The 15,947-nt window shown below is 67.3% G+C and carries 17 protein-coding genes and 1 tRNA gene; 8 read left to right on the top strand and 10 right to left on the bottom strand.

The features are described from left to right. Positions 1–117: 117 nt before the first annotated feature. The 5 genes from tmk (at position 118) to AC1DBQ_RS08410 (ending at position 5,176) form a co-directional block, all read left to right on the top strand. Positions 118–774, top strand: a complete 657-nt coding sequence (tmk, locus tag AC1DBQ_RS08430; RefSeq protein ID WP_344363132.1) for a dTMP kinase — start codon at positions 118–120, stop codon at positions 772–774. Next, on the top strand, positions 771–1,913 hold the full coding sequence (locus AC1DBQ_RS08425; protein WP_476928071.1) for a DNA polymerase III subunit delta': 1,143 nt from the start codon (positions 771–773) through the stop codon (positions 1,911–1,913). The genes tmk and AC1DBQ_RS08425 overlap by 4 nt, the downstream gene beginning before the upstream one ends. 59 nt (positions 1,914–1,972) lie before the next feature. Beyond that, on the top strand, positions 1,973–3,559 hold the full coding sequence (locus AC1DBQ_RS08420; RefSeq protein ID WP_476928070.1) for an alpha/beta hydrolase: 1,587 nt from the start codon (positions 1,973–1,975) through the stop codon (positions 3,557–3,559). 129 nt (positions 3,560–3,688) lie between these two features. Next, positions 3,689–3,761, top strand: a tRNA-Thr gene (locus AC1DBQ_RS08415). A 536-nt stretch (positions 3,762–4,297) separates the two neighbouring features. After that, a complete protein-coding gene (locus AC1DBQ_RS08410) occupies positions 4,298–5,176 on the top strand; it encodes a transglycosylase domain-containing protein (RefSeq protein ID WP_476928069.1) in 879 nt (292 codons plus the stop codon). Between the two features lie 103 nt (positions 5,177–5,279). On the opposite strand, the gene AC1DBQ_RS08405 is transcribed toward AC1DBQ_RS08410, so the two are convergent. From AC1DBQ_RS08405 to AC1DBQ_RS08380, 6 genes are all read right to left on the bottom strand, one after another. Beyond that, complete coding sequence (locus AC1DBQ_RS08405; protein WP_476928068.1) at positions 5,280–6,131, bottom strand: LysM peptidoglycan-binding domain-containing protein; 852 nt, start codon at positions 6,129–6,131, stop codon at positions 5,280–5,282. A gap of 409 nt (positions 6,132–6,540) precedes the next feature. Further along, positions 6,541–6,939 (bottom strand): hypothetical protein, encoded by a 399-nt coding sequence (locus tag AC1DBQ_RS08400; protein WP_476928067.1) that lies wholly within the window; start codon positions 6,937–6,939, stop codon positions 6,541–6,543. 20 nt (positions 6,940–6,959) lie between these two features. Next, complete coding sequence (locus AC1DBQ_RS08395; RefSeq protein WP_476928066.1) at positions 6,960–7,706, bottom strand: hypothetical protein; 747 nt, start codon at positions 7,704–7,706, stop codon at positions 6,960–6,962. Between the two features lie 138 nt (positions 7,707–7,844). Then, positions 7,845–8,126: a hypothetical protein gene (locus AC1DBQ_RS08390; RefSeq protein ID WP_476928065.1), complete on the bottom strand. Its 282-nt coding sequence runs from the start codon at positions 8,124–8,126 to the stop codon at positions 7,845–7,847. 36 nt (positions 8,127–8,162) lie between these two features. Next, positions 8,163–9,824, bottom strand: a complete 1,662-nt coding sequence (locus tag AC1DBQ_RS08385; RefSeq protein WP_476928064.1) for a cellulase family glycosylhydrolase — start codon at positions 9,822–9,824, stop codon at positions 8,163–8,165. A 108-nt stretch (positions 9,825–9,932) separates the two neighbouring features. Next, complete coding sequence (locus AC1DBQ_RS08380; protein ID WP_476928063.1) at positions 9,933–10,190, bottom strand: DUF4190 domain-containing protein; 258 nt, start codon at positions 10,188–10,190, stop codon at positions 9,933–9,935. A 295-nt stretch (positions 10,191–10,485) separates the two neighbouring features. On the opposite strand from AC1DBQ_RS08380, the gene AC1DBQ_RS08375 reads away from it, so the two are divergent. Then, entirely contained in the window at positions 10,486–11,787 is a 1,302-nt protein-coding gene (locus AC1DBQ_RS08375; protein WP_476928062.1) for an MFS transporter, read from the top strand. On the opposite strand, the gene AC1DBQ_RS08370 is transcribed toward AC1DBQ_RS08375, so the two are convergent. Next, positions 11,784–12,257, bottom strand: coding sequence for a DUF2231 domain-containing protein (locus AC1DBQ_RS08370; RefSeq protein ID WP_476928061.1), 474 nt, complete (start codon positions 12,255–12,257; stop codon positions 11,784–11,786). The two genes, AC1DBQ_RS08375 and AC1DBQ_RS08370, sit on opposite strands and share 4 nt — an antisense overlap. Positions 12,258–12,350: 93 nt before the next feature. Between AC1DBQ_RS08370 and AC1DBQ_RS08365 the strand changes: the two genes are divergently transcribed. Next, entirely contained in the window at positions 12,351–13,322 is a 972-nt protein-coding gene (locus AC1DBQ_RS08365) for a hypothetical protein (protein WP_476928060.1), read from the top strand. A 36-nt stretch (positions 13,323–13,358) separates the two neighbouring features. Then, on the top strand, positions 13,359–13,592 hold the full coding sequence (locus AC1DBQ_RS08360) for a hypothetical protein (RefSeq protein WP_476928059.1): 234 nt from the start codon (positions 13,359–13,361) through the stop codon (positions 13,590–13,592). A gap of 197 nt (positions 13,593–13,789) precedes the next feature. Here the strand turns inward: AC1DBQ_RS08360 and AC1DBQ_RS08355 are convergent, their stop codons facing one another. The 3 genes from AC1DBQ_RS08355 to AC1DBQ_RS08345 form a co-directional block, all read right to left on the bottom strand. Further along, positions 13,790–14,635: an aldo/keto reductase gene (locus AC1DBQ_RS08355; protein ID WP_476928058.1), complete on the bottom strand. Its 846-nt coding sequence runs from the start codon at positions 14,633–14,635 to the stop codon at positions 13,790–13,792. Between the two features lie 62 nt (positions 14,636–14,697). Further along, entirely contained in the window at positions 14,698–15,174 is a 477-nt protein-coding gene (locus tag AC1DBQ_RS08350) for a hypothetical protein (RefSeq protein ID WP_476928057.1), read from the bottom strand. A 7-nt stretch (positions 15,175–15,181) separates the two neighbouring features. Then, complete coding sequence (locus AC1DBQ_RS08345; protein ID WP_476928056.1) at positions 15,182–15,865, bottom strand: bacterial proteasome activator family protein; 684 nt, start codon at positions 15,863–15,865, stop codon at positions 15,182–15,184. Positions 15,866–15,947 lie beyond the last annotated feature (82 nt).

The following is a 15,947-nucleotide window of genomic DNA, read 5'->3' as shown; positions in this document are numbered from 1 at the left end:
AGGGTACGTGTGGGCCCCTCAGGGCACCCAAGCCGTTACGCCGCAGACTCTGGTGTCGGTGATTGTCGGTAGTCTAGAACCGTGACTACCCAGAGCCCCGGAGCGTCCCCTCGACAGTTGCCCGGTCTGTTGCCCGGACTGTTCATTGCCTTCGAGGGCGGAGACGGCGCCGGCAAGTCCACCCAAGCGGCTGAACTCGCCAAAGCCCTGGAATCGAGCGGCTTCACGGTGCTGCGGACCCGGGAGCCGGGCGGCACGCCGATCGGCGAGAAGTTGCGTTCCCTTGTGCTGGATCACGGGCACGGCCACATCGATGCCCACACCGAGGCCCTGATTTTCGCGGCGTCACGGGCGGCGCATGCGAGCCAGGTTATCCGGCCGGCCCTGGAACGCGGCGAGATCGTCCTCACGGACCGGTACATTGACTCCTCGGTCGCCTACCAGGGCGCCGGGCGCGGCCTCGGGACGGAGGCGGTRCGGGACATCAACGCTTGGGCGACGTCGGGCCTGCAGCCGGACCTCACGGTACTGCTCGACGTCGACCCCGCCGTCGGCCGGCAGCGGCGCACCGCCGGCGACGCAGCCGAAGACCGCCTCGAGTCCGAAGCCGACGAATTCCACGCCAAGATCCGGGCAGCTTTCCTGGACCTGGCCGCCGCCCGGCCCGAGGCCTATCTGGTGCTTCCGGCTCGTCTGCCCGTCACCGAACTCGCCGCACGAATCTTTGAGCGCGTCGAATCCCTGCTGGCCGTCGCCCAAAGCAGCACGGCATGACCGTCTGGGACGACCTCCAGGGCCAGGACGCCGTCGTGGCCCAGCTACGCCAGGCGGCCCAGGGCGAAGGCCTCACGCATGCGTGGCTATTCACCGGTCCGCCCGGTTCCGGCCGCTCCAACGCCGCCAAGGCCTTCGCCGCGGCCCTGAACTGCGACCAGGAGGACGTCAGCCAGCGCGGGTGCGGCGAGTGCCCGGCATGCCTGACCATTCTCGGCGAAACCCATTCCGACGTCGCGTTCGTGCGCACCGAAAGGGTCACCATCACCATTGATGAGGCGCGCGAGCTCGTGTCCACCGCCGGGAACCGGCCGTCGTCGGCCCGGTGGCGGATCATTGTGGTGGAGGACGCGGACCGGATGGCCGAGCGCACCACCAACGTCCTGCTCAAGGCCATTGAGGAACCCACACCCCGCACCGTCTGGATGCTCTGCGCCCCCTCCCCCGCCGATGTCCTCGTGACCATCCGCTCCCGCTGCCGTCCGGTGGCGCTGCGGCTCCCGCCCGCCGCCGACGTCGCGGCCCTGCTGGTCAAGCGCGACGGCGTGGATCCAGCGGTTGCCGAGCGCGCTGCCCGCGCGGCGCAGAGCCACGTGGGGATTKCCCGCCGCTTGGCCCGGGACCCGGAGGCCCGCGAGCGCCGCCTCGAGACCGTTCGGTTTCCGCTGTCCCTGCGTGGTGTCACGGCGGCGGTCATGATGGCGGAGAAGCTGGTCAAGATCGCCACCGAGGAAGCCACCAGTTCCAATGACGAGCGCGACGCCGCCGAGAAAGCGGCGCTGCTGGCCACCCTCGGGGCGCCCGAAAGCGGTACGCTGCCGCCKGCCATGCGGGGCCAGGTCAAGCAGCTCGAGGACGACCAGAAACGCCGGGCCAAGCGCTCGATCACCGATTCCCTTGACCGCACGCTGACGGACCTGCTGTCCTTTTACCGGGATGTCCTGATCATCCAGATGGGGAACGCCGTGGAACTGGTCAACCTTGAACTCCGGAGTGAACTCGAAGACTTCGCTTCCCGTTCCACCGCCGAAGTGACCCTTGCCCGCATGGACGCCATCAACAAGGCCCGCAAACGGATCACCACCACTAACGTGGCTCCGCTGCTGGCGATTGAGTCCATGGCCTCCAGCCTGATTTGATGGCCGCGGCCACTCCACCGACACCATCGCTTTCGTTCCTATCSTCCAAGGAGATCCGCATGAAGCCTGCTCGACCCAAGTCCGCAAGATCCCGATCCCTGGCGATCGGCATGCGGGCCGTCGGCGCCGTGGCCTTGGCCCTGACACTGGCCTCGTGCAGCCTTTTCGGTGGTGGCAGCGGCGGCGGCTCTGGTGCGGCAACGTCGGCGGCCGCATCGGGACAGGCGGACCCCTCGATCGCCGCGGCGGCGCCCGCGGAACTGCGCAGCTTCTACTMCCAGCGGATCGACTGGAAGCCGTGCGAGAGCAGCTTCCAGTGCGCCAAAATCAAGGTCCCGMTGGACTACAGCAAACCTGACGGTGAMCACATCGAACTCGCCGCCATCAAGCTCCCCACGAAGGGCACCAAGAAGGGCACCCTTCTGGTCAACCCGGGCGGCCCGGGCGGATCGGGCTATGACTTCGTCAGGGACGCGGCCAACACCAACATTTCGGAGAAGGTCCGGTCCGCCTATGACATCGTGGGCTTCGACCCCCGCGGCGTGAAGCGCTCCGCCCCGGTCACGTGCCTCACGGACGCGGAACGTGACGCGTCCCGCGCCAAGACCTATGCCCTGGACACCGATGCCGGGCTGCAAGCGGCCCTGGCCGACAACAAGGCCATCGCAGCCAAATGCGCAGAGAACACCGGGCCGGTCCTGGGCCAGATCKACACCGTCAGCGCGGCCAAGGACCTCGACATCCTCCGCGGTGTGGTCAACGACGCCAAGCTGAACTACCTCGGCTACTCCTACGGGACGCTCCTGGGCGCCACCTACGCGTCGCTGTTCCCGGACAACGTCGGACGGCTGGTCCTCGACGGCGCCTTGGATCCGTCTCTGAGCTACGAGGAACTGACCGCCGGCCAGACCGTGGCCTTCGACAAGGCCCTGYACACCTACGTTGCCAACTGCCAGCAGACCAGCGGATGCCCGATGACGGGTAKCGCCGAGGACGGCGTCCAGCAGATCCGCAACGCGATCAACGCCGCGGAGGCCAACCCGCTGCCGTCGAAGGACGGCCGGAAGGTCTCGGGGTCGACGTTCGTCAGCGGCCTCATCATCCCGCTCTACAACAATGACAACTGGCCGATCCTCACCCGGGCGCTCGGGCAGGCCCTGGCTGGCGACGGCACGGGCATGATGCAACTGGCCGACTTCGGCGCCGACYGGGACCCTAGTGGCACCTACACGTCGAACAGCTCCTTCGCCTTCAACGCCATCAACTGCCTGGACTACCCCATGGTGACCGACACCGCCTCCATGCGGGCCGAGGACCAGAAGCTGCGCCAGCTCTCCCCCACCCTGGGCTACTACTTCGCCTACGGCGGAACCAACTGCAAGGACTGGCCGTACAAGAACGTCCGGACCCCGGCCCCGGTGGAGTACAAGGGGTCGGCCCCCATTGTTGTTGTGGGAACCACTGGCGATCCGGCCACCCCCGTGGAATGGGCCAGCTCCCTGCGCAAGCAGCTCGGGAATGCCTCGCTGCTGACGTGGAAGGGCGAGGGCCACACGGCTTATGGCCGCTCCAACAGCTGCATCGGCAACGCCGTCGATGACTACCTCGTGGACGGCAAGACTCCGGCGGACAACACCGTCTGCTAGGTAGCGTCTGCTCGGTACGGTTTGCTCGGCCGGCGGGGGCTGCGGATGCTCATTTTGACCCGGACGCCGGGACTCTATTACAGTTATCTCTTGCATGATCCGCCCGGTTCGCCGGGCTTTCATGTGGTTGCTTCCTTAGCTCAGTTGGTAGAGCGTCTCACTCGTAATGAGAAGGTCGCCAGTTCGATTCTGGCAGGAAGCTCGGGAAGAACCCCGTAGTTCCGCTGATTCAGCGGGGATACGGGGTTTTTTGCTGGTGGCCATGGGATGCCCTTGCGACCGCACGGGGCGCGCCGAGAACGGCCGGACCCTCACCAGCCCCGCCGGCGCTCCTCCCGGTCACGGACTGATTTTAGAACTCCAGGCGTGCAGCGGCCGCCCACCGCGTAGCCGGCTGAGAGCGATTCCCAGGACTGCCCGGTAGAATTTCGTCCCATCCTTCATCTCTTTGAGATTTATCCGGGAGCGAGCAGCGAAGGCAAACTGATGGACTACCCGACATCACCGACCCCGCCGCGGCGGCCACCGCCGGACCACCCTCCACGATCTGGCCGTCCTGGCACTGCACCTGCGAAGGTCGTCAGTTATCCGGTGCCAGGCCCAATCTCGCAGGACGGTCAGCCTGGCCTGTGGACTACGGAGGGACCGGAGGAAGCGCCGGCGAAAGTTGTCAGCTACCCGGTCCCCGGGGCCCTGAAGTCTCAGGAGCCTGCGTCGCCGACTGTAGGCCCGCCTGCGGTGGAGCCGGATCAAGCTAAGCAGCCTGTCCCTCCGGTCGATCAGCCAGGCAAACGTCCTAAGCGGAAGTGGCGCCGCAAACTCCTGCTGGCTCTGATCGCCCCGCTGGTTCTGGTCCAGATCATTGCGTTTATGTTCAGCATGGGCGTKACCCCGCCGCGCACCGCTTACATGCTGGAGGCCGGCGAGCCCAACGTCTACCAGTTCGTCTCGATCGACCACATCAGCCGGCACCTGCTCGCCGCGACAATCGCCCATGAAGACGAACAACTCGGCACCCGCTCTGGCGCTTTCGACCTCGGAKACTTCCAGGCCAGGGCACAGGCGTATTTCCAGGGAAAGCCCGACCCGAGCGGTTCCACAATCCCGCAGCAGCTGGTCAAGAACATCTTCCTCTGGGATGACCAGAGCGCCGCCCGCAAAGGCATCGAGGCCGTCCTGGCAACCCAGTTCAGTTACACGCTGAGCCCCCAACGGACCTTGGAGCTATACCTGAACTACGCCCAGTTCGGCCCTCACCTGTACGGTGTCTGCGCCGCCAGCTGGTACTACTTCGGAACACCGCCGTGGAACATGGCCGATTACCAGTCTGCTCAACTGATGGGCGTCCTGCCCCTGCCGGATCTGGTCAGGAGAGACCCCAACGGTGGAATCTACCTCGGCGACGGCGTCCACCCCGCGGTGTGGAACCTGGTGAACGGGGCCGCGAACGTCTGGGTGCCGCGGCAGATCGCCGGCCTGGGCGGATGGCAGGCGGCCGTCGCGACGGTCGGCATCACTGACACCGCCGACAACCACGCTGATCGGCGCGCCGACGACGACGCGTGCTCGACCATGCCTCAAAGCGTAAAGGACCGTATCCAGAGCGAAGCCGGCTAGCGTCTCAGCGCCGGGCGTCCTCCGCAACCGGACCTTTGGGAATTTCTGAGTCGGATACAGCCGCGATCCATACTTTCAGGGTTACGCGGGAGCCCGGCCCACGTCAGGATGACCCTTTGTGGATGGGTTTGTTGAGGGCAAGGCTGATGGTCTGGCCCGGGGCCAACTCCCCGGAGGGCAGGTCAGAGAAGTCATACCAGACGCGGTCGGTGCCGGTGAGCGGGCGGTTCGCCCATTCCAGGTCGGGGGCCTTGAACCGGAACTCGATCTGGCGGTCGGTGTCCCCCGGGGCCGTCGTGTAGGTGAGGGGGATCCCGTCCGCGTCGGCGGTGAAGGAGCCCTGGGCGCCRTCAATCTTGAGCTCGCCGGGCATCAGCCTCACCTTGGTCCCTGCAGGGATGGGCCGATCCGTGGTGAGGGACGGGTTGTATTGCAGCAGCTGGTCCGTGGCGCACCGGAACTGGTAGCCGAGGCTGTCGAGGGAGTCGCCGTCGACGGTGGTGTAAATGATGGTCTGGCCGAATGAATTGTTGACGCGAGTTCCCGTACCGGACCTGCTGTCGACCGGGTTCTTCTGCAGCTGGAGGTGCTTTCCGGTGCGGATGAAGTACGTATTGCCTTTCTCGTAGGCGTACGGGACTTTATTCGCTTCGGCCAATTGTTCCTCGGTGAGTCCGAACCGGTAGGTGATCCCGCCCAGGGTGTCATCGGGCTCTACGACGTAGCTGGTGGGGATGCCGTTTGCATCGACGACGGCCGCTCCCTTCGCACCAGTGATCGGCCCCGGGGCGGGGATGAGGCGGAGCTTCGTGCCCGGCGCCAGGGGTGCCCCGGGCTTCAGGCCGTTGAACTCAGCGAGTTTCGCCTCGGACATCCTGAAGGAGCCGGCCACAACGGCGGCCGTGTCACCGGGAATCGTCGTGTAGTAGTCCGGGTTGCCGAACGAATCGGACACCACTGGCCCCAGCGCCGAACTTCTTCCCGTCTCTGACGGGGCTGTCGCTGCTTCCGTGTGGGTGCTGACCTTTGAGCCGACCGGTTGCGGGGACGGCGCCTCGTAGGAGCACGCCGCCAATCCTGCCGATAGCAGCACGACAAGGGCCGCGCCGTTCAAAGGCTTCGACAGCCGTCTCGCGTTGCCTGCACACCCCGTAGATCCCGCCATCACAAACCCCCAATAGAGCCGGTCCGGGCCATCTCGCCTCGGACGGAACAGACTGAGCCTAAAGGATGACCGCTTCGGACACTATGGCGGATCGTGCGAGTCCCGGTGGATGCCAATCATCCAGGTTCACAACGCGTCCCCGTCGTCCGTCGCGAAGAAGCGCGAGTTGCTGGCCGCACTGACAGCGGTGGCACAGGAATCAGTTGGCGGGATCGGCCTCGGCGTCCCAGGCCGGCAAAATTTGAGGGTCGGGGAACAGCAGGTCCGCCAGCATCGCGCTCAGCGCTGCGGGGACCAGGAAGAGCCCCGCCAAATGGGCGTAGAGCCCGTCAGGCATTTCCGCGGACAACCCTCCGACGACCACTGCGGGCAGCGCCGTCAAAATCGACACCCAGAGCGGCCTTCGCCTCAGCCTCGCCCACACGGCAGACGCCGCGAACGCCGTGGATCCGAGGAATACCAGGCCGTGCCCTTCCGCGTCCGTGGGTGACCTGACGATGAGGCTGAACGACTCGGCCAGCCCGCACGCCGTCACCGCAGCAGCGAACAGGACAAGCAACGACCATGCTCCGTCGGCCCAGCGGACATGATCTCTCATGGACTGACGGTGCCCTTTGCCTAGGCGTATCGCAGGCTCAACAGCATCGCCTTCAGCTGCGCGTAGCGCTCTGTGCCCATCCAGGCTTTCGCTTCGGCCGGGGAAGCAAAAGCCGGTGTGGACGGCGCATCGGACAAGACGACCCGGGCGCTCAGGACCCCGTTGGGCAGCAGGATCTGGTTGGAGCCGGAGGAGTCGGTGGTTGCCAGGAATTCCCTGGCGTTCCGGACGTCCATGAAGTAGTAAGGGCCTCCGGTGGTCCCCGGGTACTCGTCATAGGCGAAGCCGAACTCTGTGGCTTCCCCCGCCATGTTGGTGACGCCGGGCACGGGTGTGTGGTCCAGGATGGTCCGACTTGCCGGCCCGGCGGCGCCGTCGCCGTACATGCCGCTGTACATGCGGGCCAATTCTGTGCCGGACGCATCCGAGATGATCGCTTCGAACGAGTTCTTCTGGGCTTCCGCGTTGAGGGCCGGACCAGGCTTGACCTTGACCGTCCAGCCGGCCGGGTGAGTGAACGAAATGTGGCCGTCCGGGAACGTGAACGATTGCAGTGCTGCGGCCCGGGGTGTCGCCGGGGCGGGGGCCGCAGACATGGTCTCGCTTGCGGCCGGGGCAGAGGCAGCCGCCGTGGTCGTTGTAGCGGGTGCGGCCGGGGTTGTGGAGATCGGTTGCGTGCTCGCCTGCGGGTCGGCGCAGGCCGCGGTCGTGAGGAGTATGCCCGTCAGGGTCGCGGTGCCCAGCAGGCGCGTGGTGCGTTTCTTCAAGTTATCCCCCAAGAGAAGTGCGGGCAACGGAAGCTGGCAGAAGAGGGCGATCGGGCCCGCCCCAAGCCTTAACCATGCGCCGGTTTCGGAACATCTGTCGATAAGCCCGGCGGCCCAACCACCTGGGGAGGCCGGCGCTCAGCGTGCGATGAACGCGCCGCTGTCCCGGGGCGCGGTCGTGTAGCCAAGAAGCGGCCCGGTGACCCGGACGGTGATCTTCGCGTTCCTGTCGGCCGTCCTGACTTTGTAGGTGGCCGTGCAGGCGTTCGAGATAATGACACCGTTGCGCAGCCAGCGGCACTTGAAGACCGTGCCTTTAGTCCATGTGCCCGGCGCCGCGGTCAGCATGGTCCCGACCTTCGATGCAAGGAAGCCCCGGGAAATGTCTTCCCCGGGGTCCTTCCAGTGCGGCTGGCTCAATCACAACGCCGACGGCGACGAGCCGGGCTGGTCCGGCTACTTGAGGGTCAGCACCGGGTTGACGGGGGCCATCAGCGAGTCCACCTGCAGGCCCACGGACAGTTTCTGGCCGGCGGCGATCTTGGTGGCCCAGTCCGATCCGCTGCAGGTCACCGACACCTTGGGTATGACCGTACAGGTGATGCCCCAGGAGTTGGCCACCCGGGTGACATTCGCATCGGGCCAGCTCACGCTCCAGCCGGCGGCCGCCCGGAGCCCGGTGACCTCAATGTTGGCCACGTAGCCACCGGTCCACGAACTGGTGAGTTTCMAGACCGCGCTGATGGGCCCGCCCGACGTCGGCGCGGGAGACGCGGACGCCGTCGGCGACGGCGAGGGCGACGGCGATGCAGTGATGGTTGGCGTCGCAGTGGTTGTGGGCGTCGGTGTTGCGGTGGCGGTAGCCGTCGGGGACGCCGTGACAGTCGGCGACGGGGACGCCGTCGGCGATGCCGTCGGGGACGGGGTGCTCTTCAGGATCGGGGCGAGCGCGGCCAGTTTGGCAGTCTCCGGGGTGCGCCAGTCCGACTGGACAAGGCCCCCGGTGATCGCGCTGTTCGGATTGAACGCCCAATACGCGAAGCTCATGGAGTTGGTCCCGAGGTAGGAGACGATCTTCTCCATCCACTGTTTGTCGGACGTGGTCTGCAGCGCGGTCCCGAATTCGCCGAGCAGAACCGGGGCGATGCCCTGCTTCTGGATGTAGCCCCAGTTGGCGTCCCAGACGGCCGGCAGGTTGTTCGGGTAGCTGGGATCGCTGAACCACTTCTGCGCAAACAACGACGCGGGGTAGTCGTGCGGGGAATATACTACGCGGTTGGGTGTGGCCAGGGTGACGGGCTTGTTCTTGACGTCGGCCAGGCCGCCGCCCCACCAGGTGGACGTGCCGTTGCCCTGGTTCTCTATCCCCTCGATGATGATCAGCAGGTTGGGGTTGGAGGCCAGGACGGCGTTCCCGCCACGGGTGGCTGCGGCCTGCCAGTCGGTGGCGGCGGCCCCGCCCCAGGTCGCTGCGCCGGCGGGCTCGTTGTGAAGGTCGGCGCCGATGACGGTGGGATCRTTCTTGTAGCGCGCGGCKAGCATCTTCCAGTCGGCGATCCACTTCGACTCCGGGTATGCGGAGGTGTACCACAGCGGAGACTGGTCCGCGGAGGACGGCCGGTGCCGGTCCAGGATGATGTGCAGGCCGTTGGCCTTGGCGCGGGCGATCACCGTGTCCATCAGAAACAGGGGCGTCTTGCCCTCGAGCCCGTAGGCACGGTTGGCCCAGTAGTTCAGGCTTCCCTTGATGGACGTCGCGGCCAGGCACTCATTGGAGAAGGGCAGCCGGAGGGTGTTGAAGCCCATCGACTTGATGTTGGCCAGGGCGTCGTCGATGGTCAGGGTCCACAGTCCGTGCGGCATGCAGTCAGGGGTTTCCATGCCGAACCAGGATGCTGCCTTGATCGTGTACGGGGCGTTGTTCGAGTCCAGGATGGTGCCGCCGGAGGTGTGCAGCCAGCCGGTCGGCGTCGGGGTTGTTGCGGCCATGGCCGGGGGCGGCGCGGCCACGGAGACGCCGACGAAAGCCAGCCCGGCAGCCACCGCAATTCCAAGAAGGGCGGCAGGCATGGAAGGTMGACGGGCCGCGTGGCGGGGCGGGTTGGAAAGCAGCTTCACAGTTCCTCCTGAGAGTGGCGTGCGGGTGCGGCCCTGGTGGCCCGGGGCGGCAGGCGGGACGCAAACGGCCCCTTCCGGCCGGTGCCGGAGGGGGCCGTCTGCCGAGTCTTAGCGGTTTGCGGCCGCAGTGCCCATGATGACAACGAGGAAGATCACCGCAAAGGCGATGGACGCGTAGCCGATGACAAGTGCGGCGATGGCCAGGCCGCGGCCGCTTTCACCGGTGGTTTTAATCTGGTTCAGGGCGATGTGACCCAGGATGATCCCAAGCAGGCTGATAAAGAAGGATGAAACCAGCGCCGCKATGGCCAGGCCGTTGGTCTTTGCGGATGCGGGCGCGTAGCCCTGGTATTGGGGTGAGCTCATGGTTGTGAAGCCTTTCAATCCGTCGATGTGGGTCCCCCCGGCCCGCACAACGCGGATCGGCTCTCAAAAAGTACCAAGCAGATGCCGAAAACGGTCCACTTMGCCCAATATTTCCTCCCGCGCCACGGCAGGGCCACAGCGCCCTGACCTGCGTATTGTCTTTTTCCGGGCCGTCGGCGAGCCTTAGGGAATGGAACGGCCCGGCCGCAGGCTGCCAGCCCGGCAGCAGGAAAGTCCGCCGGCACGGACCGGCGGACGGCGAGGCCCGCGGGCGCGCCCGCAATGGGGCACAGTGGTGGCGTTCGGCCTAGTCAGCMTCGCCACGGACATGGTGTCCGACGGCGCCCGGCCACTGGGAGGTCCCCTGCTCGCCCAGCTCGGCGCATCAGCGCTGTTTGTGGGTCTCGTGACGGGTGCCGCGGAAGCCGCGGCGCAGGGGCTGCGGCTGGTGTTCGGTCCCTGGGCGGATCGCACCGGGAAATACTGGACGTTCACGATGGCCGGGTACGTGCTCACGGCGGTGTGCGTCCCGCTGCTGGCGTTGGCGCCCTTGGCCGGATCCGCCGGACTGGCGCTGGCGGCCGCGCTCCTGATCGGGGACCGGGTTGGCAAAGCCGTCCGTAGCCCGGCGAAGACTGTCCTGCTGGCTGCTGCTGCCGGGCCGGTTGGCCGGGGCCGTGGCTTCGCCGTCCACAAATCCCTCGATCTGGCCGGCGCGCTCCTGGGACCGCTGCTCGTCTCCGCGGTGCTGGTGGCCACCGGCTCGCTGTCGGCGGCGTTTGCGGTGCTCGTCTTTCCGGCGGCCGCGGCGCTGGCGATCCTCGTGTGGTTGCGTCGCAGGGTGCCGGACCCGGGCGACGTCCCGGCAGCGCCCGTTGCCGCCGGCACCGAGTTCCCCGCAGACGCCGCGCCACCGGGCTCGGGTCCCGGGTCCGTCCCAGCTTCGGCACCGGGTTCGTCGCCGGCTTCGTCGTCGGGTTCTGCGCTTCCCCTTGCGAACGGCGGCCGGCCGCCGTCGGTTTTTTCCGGCGTCTTTGTCCTGTTTGCCGCCGCCGCCTTCTTCTGGAGCGCCGGCCTGGTGGCTTTCGGCGTCATCTCCTACCATCTGACGKCCGACGTGGCGGTTCCCGTCGCAGTCGTTCCGCTGCTGTACGCGGCCGCCATGGGATCGGCCGCCGTCGGGGCCCTCGCCAGTGGCGTCCTTTACGACCGTGCCGGGGCGGCCGTACTGATCGGTCTGCCCGTGCTGATCGCGGGGGTGCCTGTCCTGGCCCTGGCACCGAGTGCCGGACTCGTTCTGGCCGGCGTCCTGGTCTGGGGCGCMGCCACGGGCATCCAGGACTCAACGGTCAAGGCGTTGGTGGCCGATCTCGTTCCGCAGCCCCGGCAGGGMACGGCCTACGGGGTGTTCGCGGCGTTCGAAGGGGCCGGGGCGTTGGCGGGCGGGCTACTGTACGGATCGCTTTACGGCGCGCGGCCGGTGCTCATTGCTGCGGTGGCGGCGCTGCAGGCGGCGGCCCTCGTCCTGCTCCTTATCACCCTGCGCAGAAGCCGGCGCCCGTCAGCGGGTCACGGGCGTGCCGAAGCGCGGACTTAGCGGCTCCAGACGGACGCCGCGCCGGAATGCCCCGTGATGACGCTCTGGTAGATGAAGAAAGCGCCCGCGACGGCGCCGGCAATGAGGAGGACCACTMGGACGATCCGGTTGTCCCGCAGTCCGCCGAGGAAAGCCAGACGCCGGCCGAAGGGCTCATAGGTGACCACCAGCATGGCCGCGACGATGACGAAGAAAATCACCGAAAACACCTTGAGCACATCGCCCTGCTGGGCGTGCTCGCGGACCAGGGCCGACGCCGGACGGGCCTTCTCCAACTGCTCGCCGGCCTGAGCCGTCAACAGCGTCACTGGAATCAGAATCAGCGACAACACGCCTAGGGGCCAGGCCAGGTAGCTCCGCCAGCGCGGTGCCACGGCGTAGACAATGGCGCCCAGACCCGCAAGCGGTCCGAGCACCACCACGGCGTGGACGAGCAGGACGTGGGCCGGTAGCCCGCCAATTTCGATCAAGTGAATACTCCTCAGTATCGGGGCGCCGCCGGGTCTCATGACAAGGCCGCGAGCCGTGGCTCGCGGCCGGGCCGGGACTTCTATGATTCTTGCATGGGAACCCCGGGACTTGCGGGCATTGCCGGGCCGCTGTACGCGTTGCCGTACGGCGAGTTTGTGGCGGCAAGAACGGCTGCCGCCCGCCGCCTCAGTTCCGAGAACATCGCTGCCKCGGGGCAGAGGGCCCTGGCGGCCGAAGTGCGGGCCCTGCCCAAACCCTCCCTGGCCGCGTGGGCGGTGAACATGATGGCGGCGCACAGCCCCGAAGTGCTGCGGGAGCTGGCCGAACTGGGGACGTCGATGCAGGCCGCGCAGTCCGCCCTGGACGCTGCGGGCCTTCGCCGCCTCGCACAGGAACGGCGGCAGCTGCTTTCCGGAGCCGTGAAGGYGGCACGCGAACTGGCAGTTCGGCAGGGCCGGCCGATCAGCGCCGCCGTGGCCGCGGAAGTGGAGCAGACCCTGCGGGCTGCCGCCACGGACGCCGGGGCAGCAGCAGCCGTTCAGAGCGGCTGCCTGCTCCGGGCACTCTCGGCGGACGGGGTCGACGTCGTCGATCTCGCCGGCGCGGTGGCCGTCCCGGGGAGCCTTCAGGCCCGGGGAGCCGTCGCCCGAGCCGCGCACGGAGGAGCCGACGGCGGGTTACCCGGCGGAGAACCCCCGGCGGTTCAGCCCCGTCTCCGGGTTGCCGGGAAAGCGCAGGTGACCCCGGCGCCGTCGGCGGTGGAACGGGCCCGGGCCCGGCTCCAGAATGCCGAAGAGGCCGCCGCGGCGGCCGACGACGAGGCACGCAGCGCGGCGGCGGAACTGGACGAGGCCACAGCCGATACCAGGCGGTTGGCCGATGAGGCGAACGAGCTCCGGCGGCGCCTTGATCTGGCCGAAGCCGAGCTCAAGGCGGCACGAAAGCGTCACGAGCTGGCTGCGGCCATGGCTCAGCAGACGGCGAGGGCAGCGGACCGGGAACGCCGCAAGGAAGTCCTGGCCCGGGAACGCGTGCTGCGGCTCGGCAACACGCCGGAGGCGTGAACTCTTAGTGTCGGAGGTCGGTTGCACACTGGAATCATGGAGAACAACCAGGATTTCCAGCAGCATTTCCAGCAGCACTGCGACAACGCACAGGACAGCGCGCAGTACTTCKAAGTCACTTACTGGGACACAGACTCCGGCCGGATCCGCACCGAGAGCTTTGATGACGCTGCCGCCGCGGACCGCTTCGCCAGCCGGTGCGTTTCGGGCGAAGACGGCTGGGCGGTCGTGGATGCTATCCCGGGAAAGGTACGCCGGGCCGCCGCCTGAGTCCGGTGTGGCACCGGGCTTMCGCCTGAATCCGGCGCGGCACAGYGCAGGCCCRTTCGGCACCGTCCCGTCCGGCGGGAATGGCCGGGCAGCAGAAGGGGCCTCCACCCCGTGCGGGGTGAAGGCCCTCTGCGAACGCCGGCCGGTCAACCGGCCTGATGCTGTGAAGCGCCGGGCCGGTGCCTTAGGACTGTTGCTTAAGCGAAGTCGGACACTGCCGGGTCCGGGCCGATCCGMCCAGCGCCTTCGGCGGAACGGTCCAGTCCGTTGATGGCCTGGACGTCGGTCTCGTCAAGGGTGACATCGAGGGCCGCGTAGTTCTCGCGGATCCGGGATTCGGTCACGGACTTCGGGATGACGACGTTGCCGATGGCCAGGTGCCAGGCGATGACTACCTGGGCAGGCGTTGCGCCGTGCTTGGCGGCAATCTGGGMAATGACAGGGCTCTCGAGGAGCTCGCCGCCCTGGCCCAGCGGCGACCATGCCTGGGTGAGGATGCCCTTGGAAGCGTTGAATTCGCGCAGTTCGGCCTGGTTGAAGAACGGGTGCAGCTCGACCTGGTTGATCGCCGGCACCACGCCGGTCTCGTCGATCAGGCGCTGCAGGCCCTCCTTGGTGAAGTTGGAGACRCCGATCGTCTTGACCCGGCCCTGCTTCTGGAGCTCGATGAGAGCCTTCCAGGTGTCAACGTACTTGTCCTGCTTGGGCTGCATCCAGTGGATGAGGTACAGGTCCAGGGTGTCCAGGCCCAGCCGCTCCATGGACTCCTCGAATGCCTTCAGGGTGGATTCGTAGCCCTGATCCGCGTTCCACAGCTTGGTGGTGATGAAGATTTCCTCGGGCTTGAGGCCGGAACGCTCGATAGCGCGGCCAACCCCTGCTTCGTTGCCATAGATCTTGGCKGTGTCGATGTGGCGGAAGCCGGCCTCGAACGCCTGGACAACCACCTTTTCGGCCACGTCATCTTCAACCTGCCACACCCCGTAGCCAAGCTGGGGAATGGTGTTGCCGTCATTGAAAGTCAGTTCCGGTGAAAAAGTCATATAACTATCCTGCCAACATCGGTGCAGTCCGGCCAGCGCCAGGGCGAAGCTAAGCTAGGCGCTTAACCGGGAATACCCGGCGCCGGGCCGCTGCCGGCCGCCTCCGCAAGCCGCCGTTCGGCGTCGTGGACTTGTTCCAGCACGGCGTCGGCGCGCCGCCGCACGGACGCGGCGCCCGCCGGGACCGGCCCTACGGCGAGGCGGAGCATCGCCGCCGCTTCCGCCGTCATGGCGAGTGAATTGCCCGCCGTGGAGAGTGCGCGGTGGACACCTGCCAGCGGGCCGGGAATATCCAGTCCGTTACTGGGATATCGCCGCTGGGCCTCCACGCAGATCTCCCGGACCCGGGGGGCGAGCGCGGAAAGCTGGTTCGCGACGTCGACGAGCTCGCCGTACAGTGCCGCATCCTCGACCCCTTCGAGGACCTGGTGGTAGCGGTCCAGTCCGCGGTTGAAGCGGTCATGGGCGCGCCGCCAGAGACCCTTGCCGAGTTCGGCGTCATCCCTGCGCCCTTGCCGCGCCGCGCTGAAKAAGCCCAAGGTCGCGCTAAAGGTACTGGCCGGGCCCGTGGTCCGGGTCGGCGGGCTCGGGAGGCTGGGAGGGGTCAGCGCCGCGGCGCGGCGCGGCGGCGCGAACCGGTTCGCCGTTCTCCCCGATGATGACGCCGGGTGCGATCACCGTTCCCKGCGGCAGCTGACGCAGCTGCATCTGCGCGTAGGCGTGCTCTCGGGCGGCGTGCTGAGCCGCGATGGCCGTCTGGATGCCGTGGAAGAGCCCCTCAAGCCAGCCGACCAGCTGGGCCTGGGCAATCCTGAGTTCGGCGTCGGAGGGGGTGGCGTTCTCCGGAAAGGGCAGGTTGATCCGTTCGAGCTCCTCAACGAGCTCCGGGGCCAAGCCGTCCTCGAGTTCCTTGATGGAGCGCTCGTGAATTTCGGCCAGGCGGACCCTGGCCGCGTCGTCCAGGGGCGCTGACTTCACTTCGTCCAGAAGCTGCTTGATCATGGTGCCGATCCGCATGACCTTCGCGGGTTCGTCCACCAGGTCCTGAAGTTCACTTCCCCGGGGCGGCCTGGGTACGGGGCCTGGACCACCGGCGTGGCCGTGCGGGACTGAAGCCGGCGATGCCACCGGGGCGCMGGCCAGGGGCAGGACGTCGTCCAAGGGTGTGCCTTCGACGGGCACGTCGTCGRCAGTTTGATCTCCGGGCTGAGTGTCGTGCTGATCGCTCATGGCTTCATACTCTCACGCGTCCGGAGGCGCGGGTCCGGCGTCCGCCGGAAGAGGAAGGGCGCCGTCGGACACGATTGTGCCC

This window comes from Arthrobacter sp. 10T413_2 (assembly GCF_056394205.1).
Note: the sequence above shows the minus strand (reverse complement) of the source record. Positions and strands in the feature narration are given on the sequence as shown.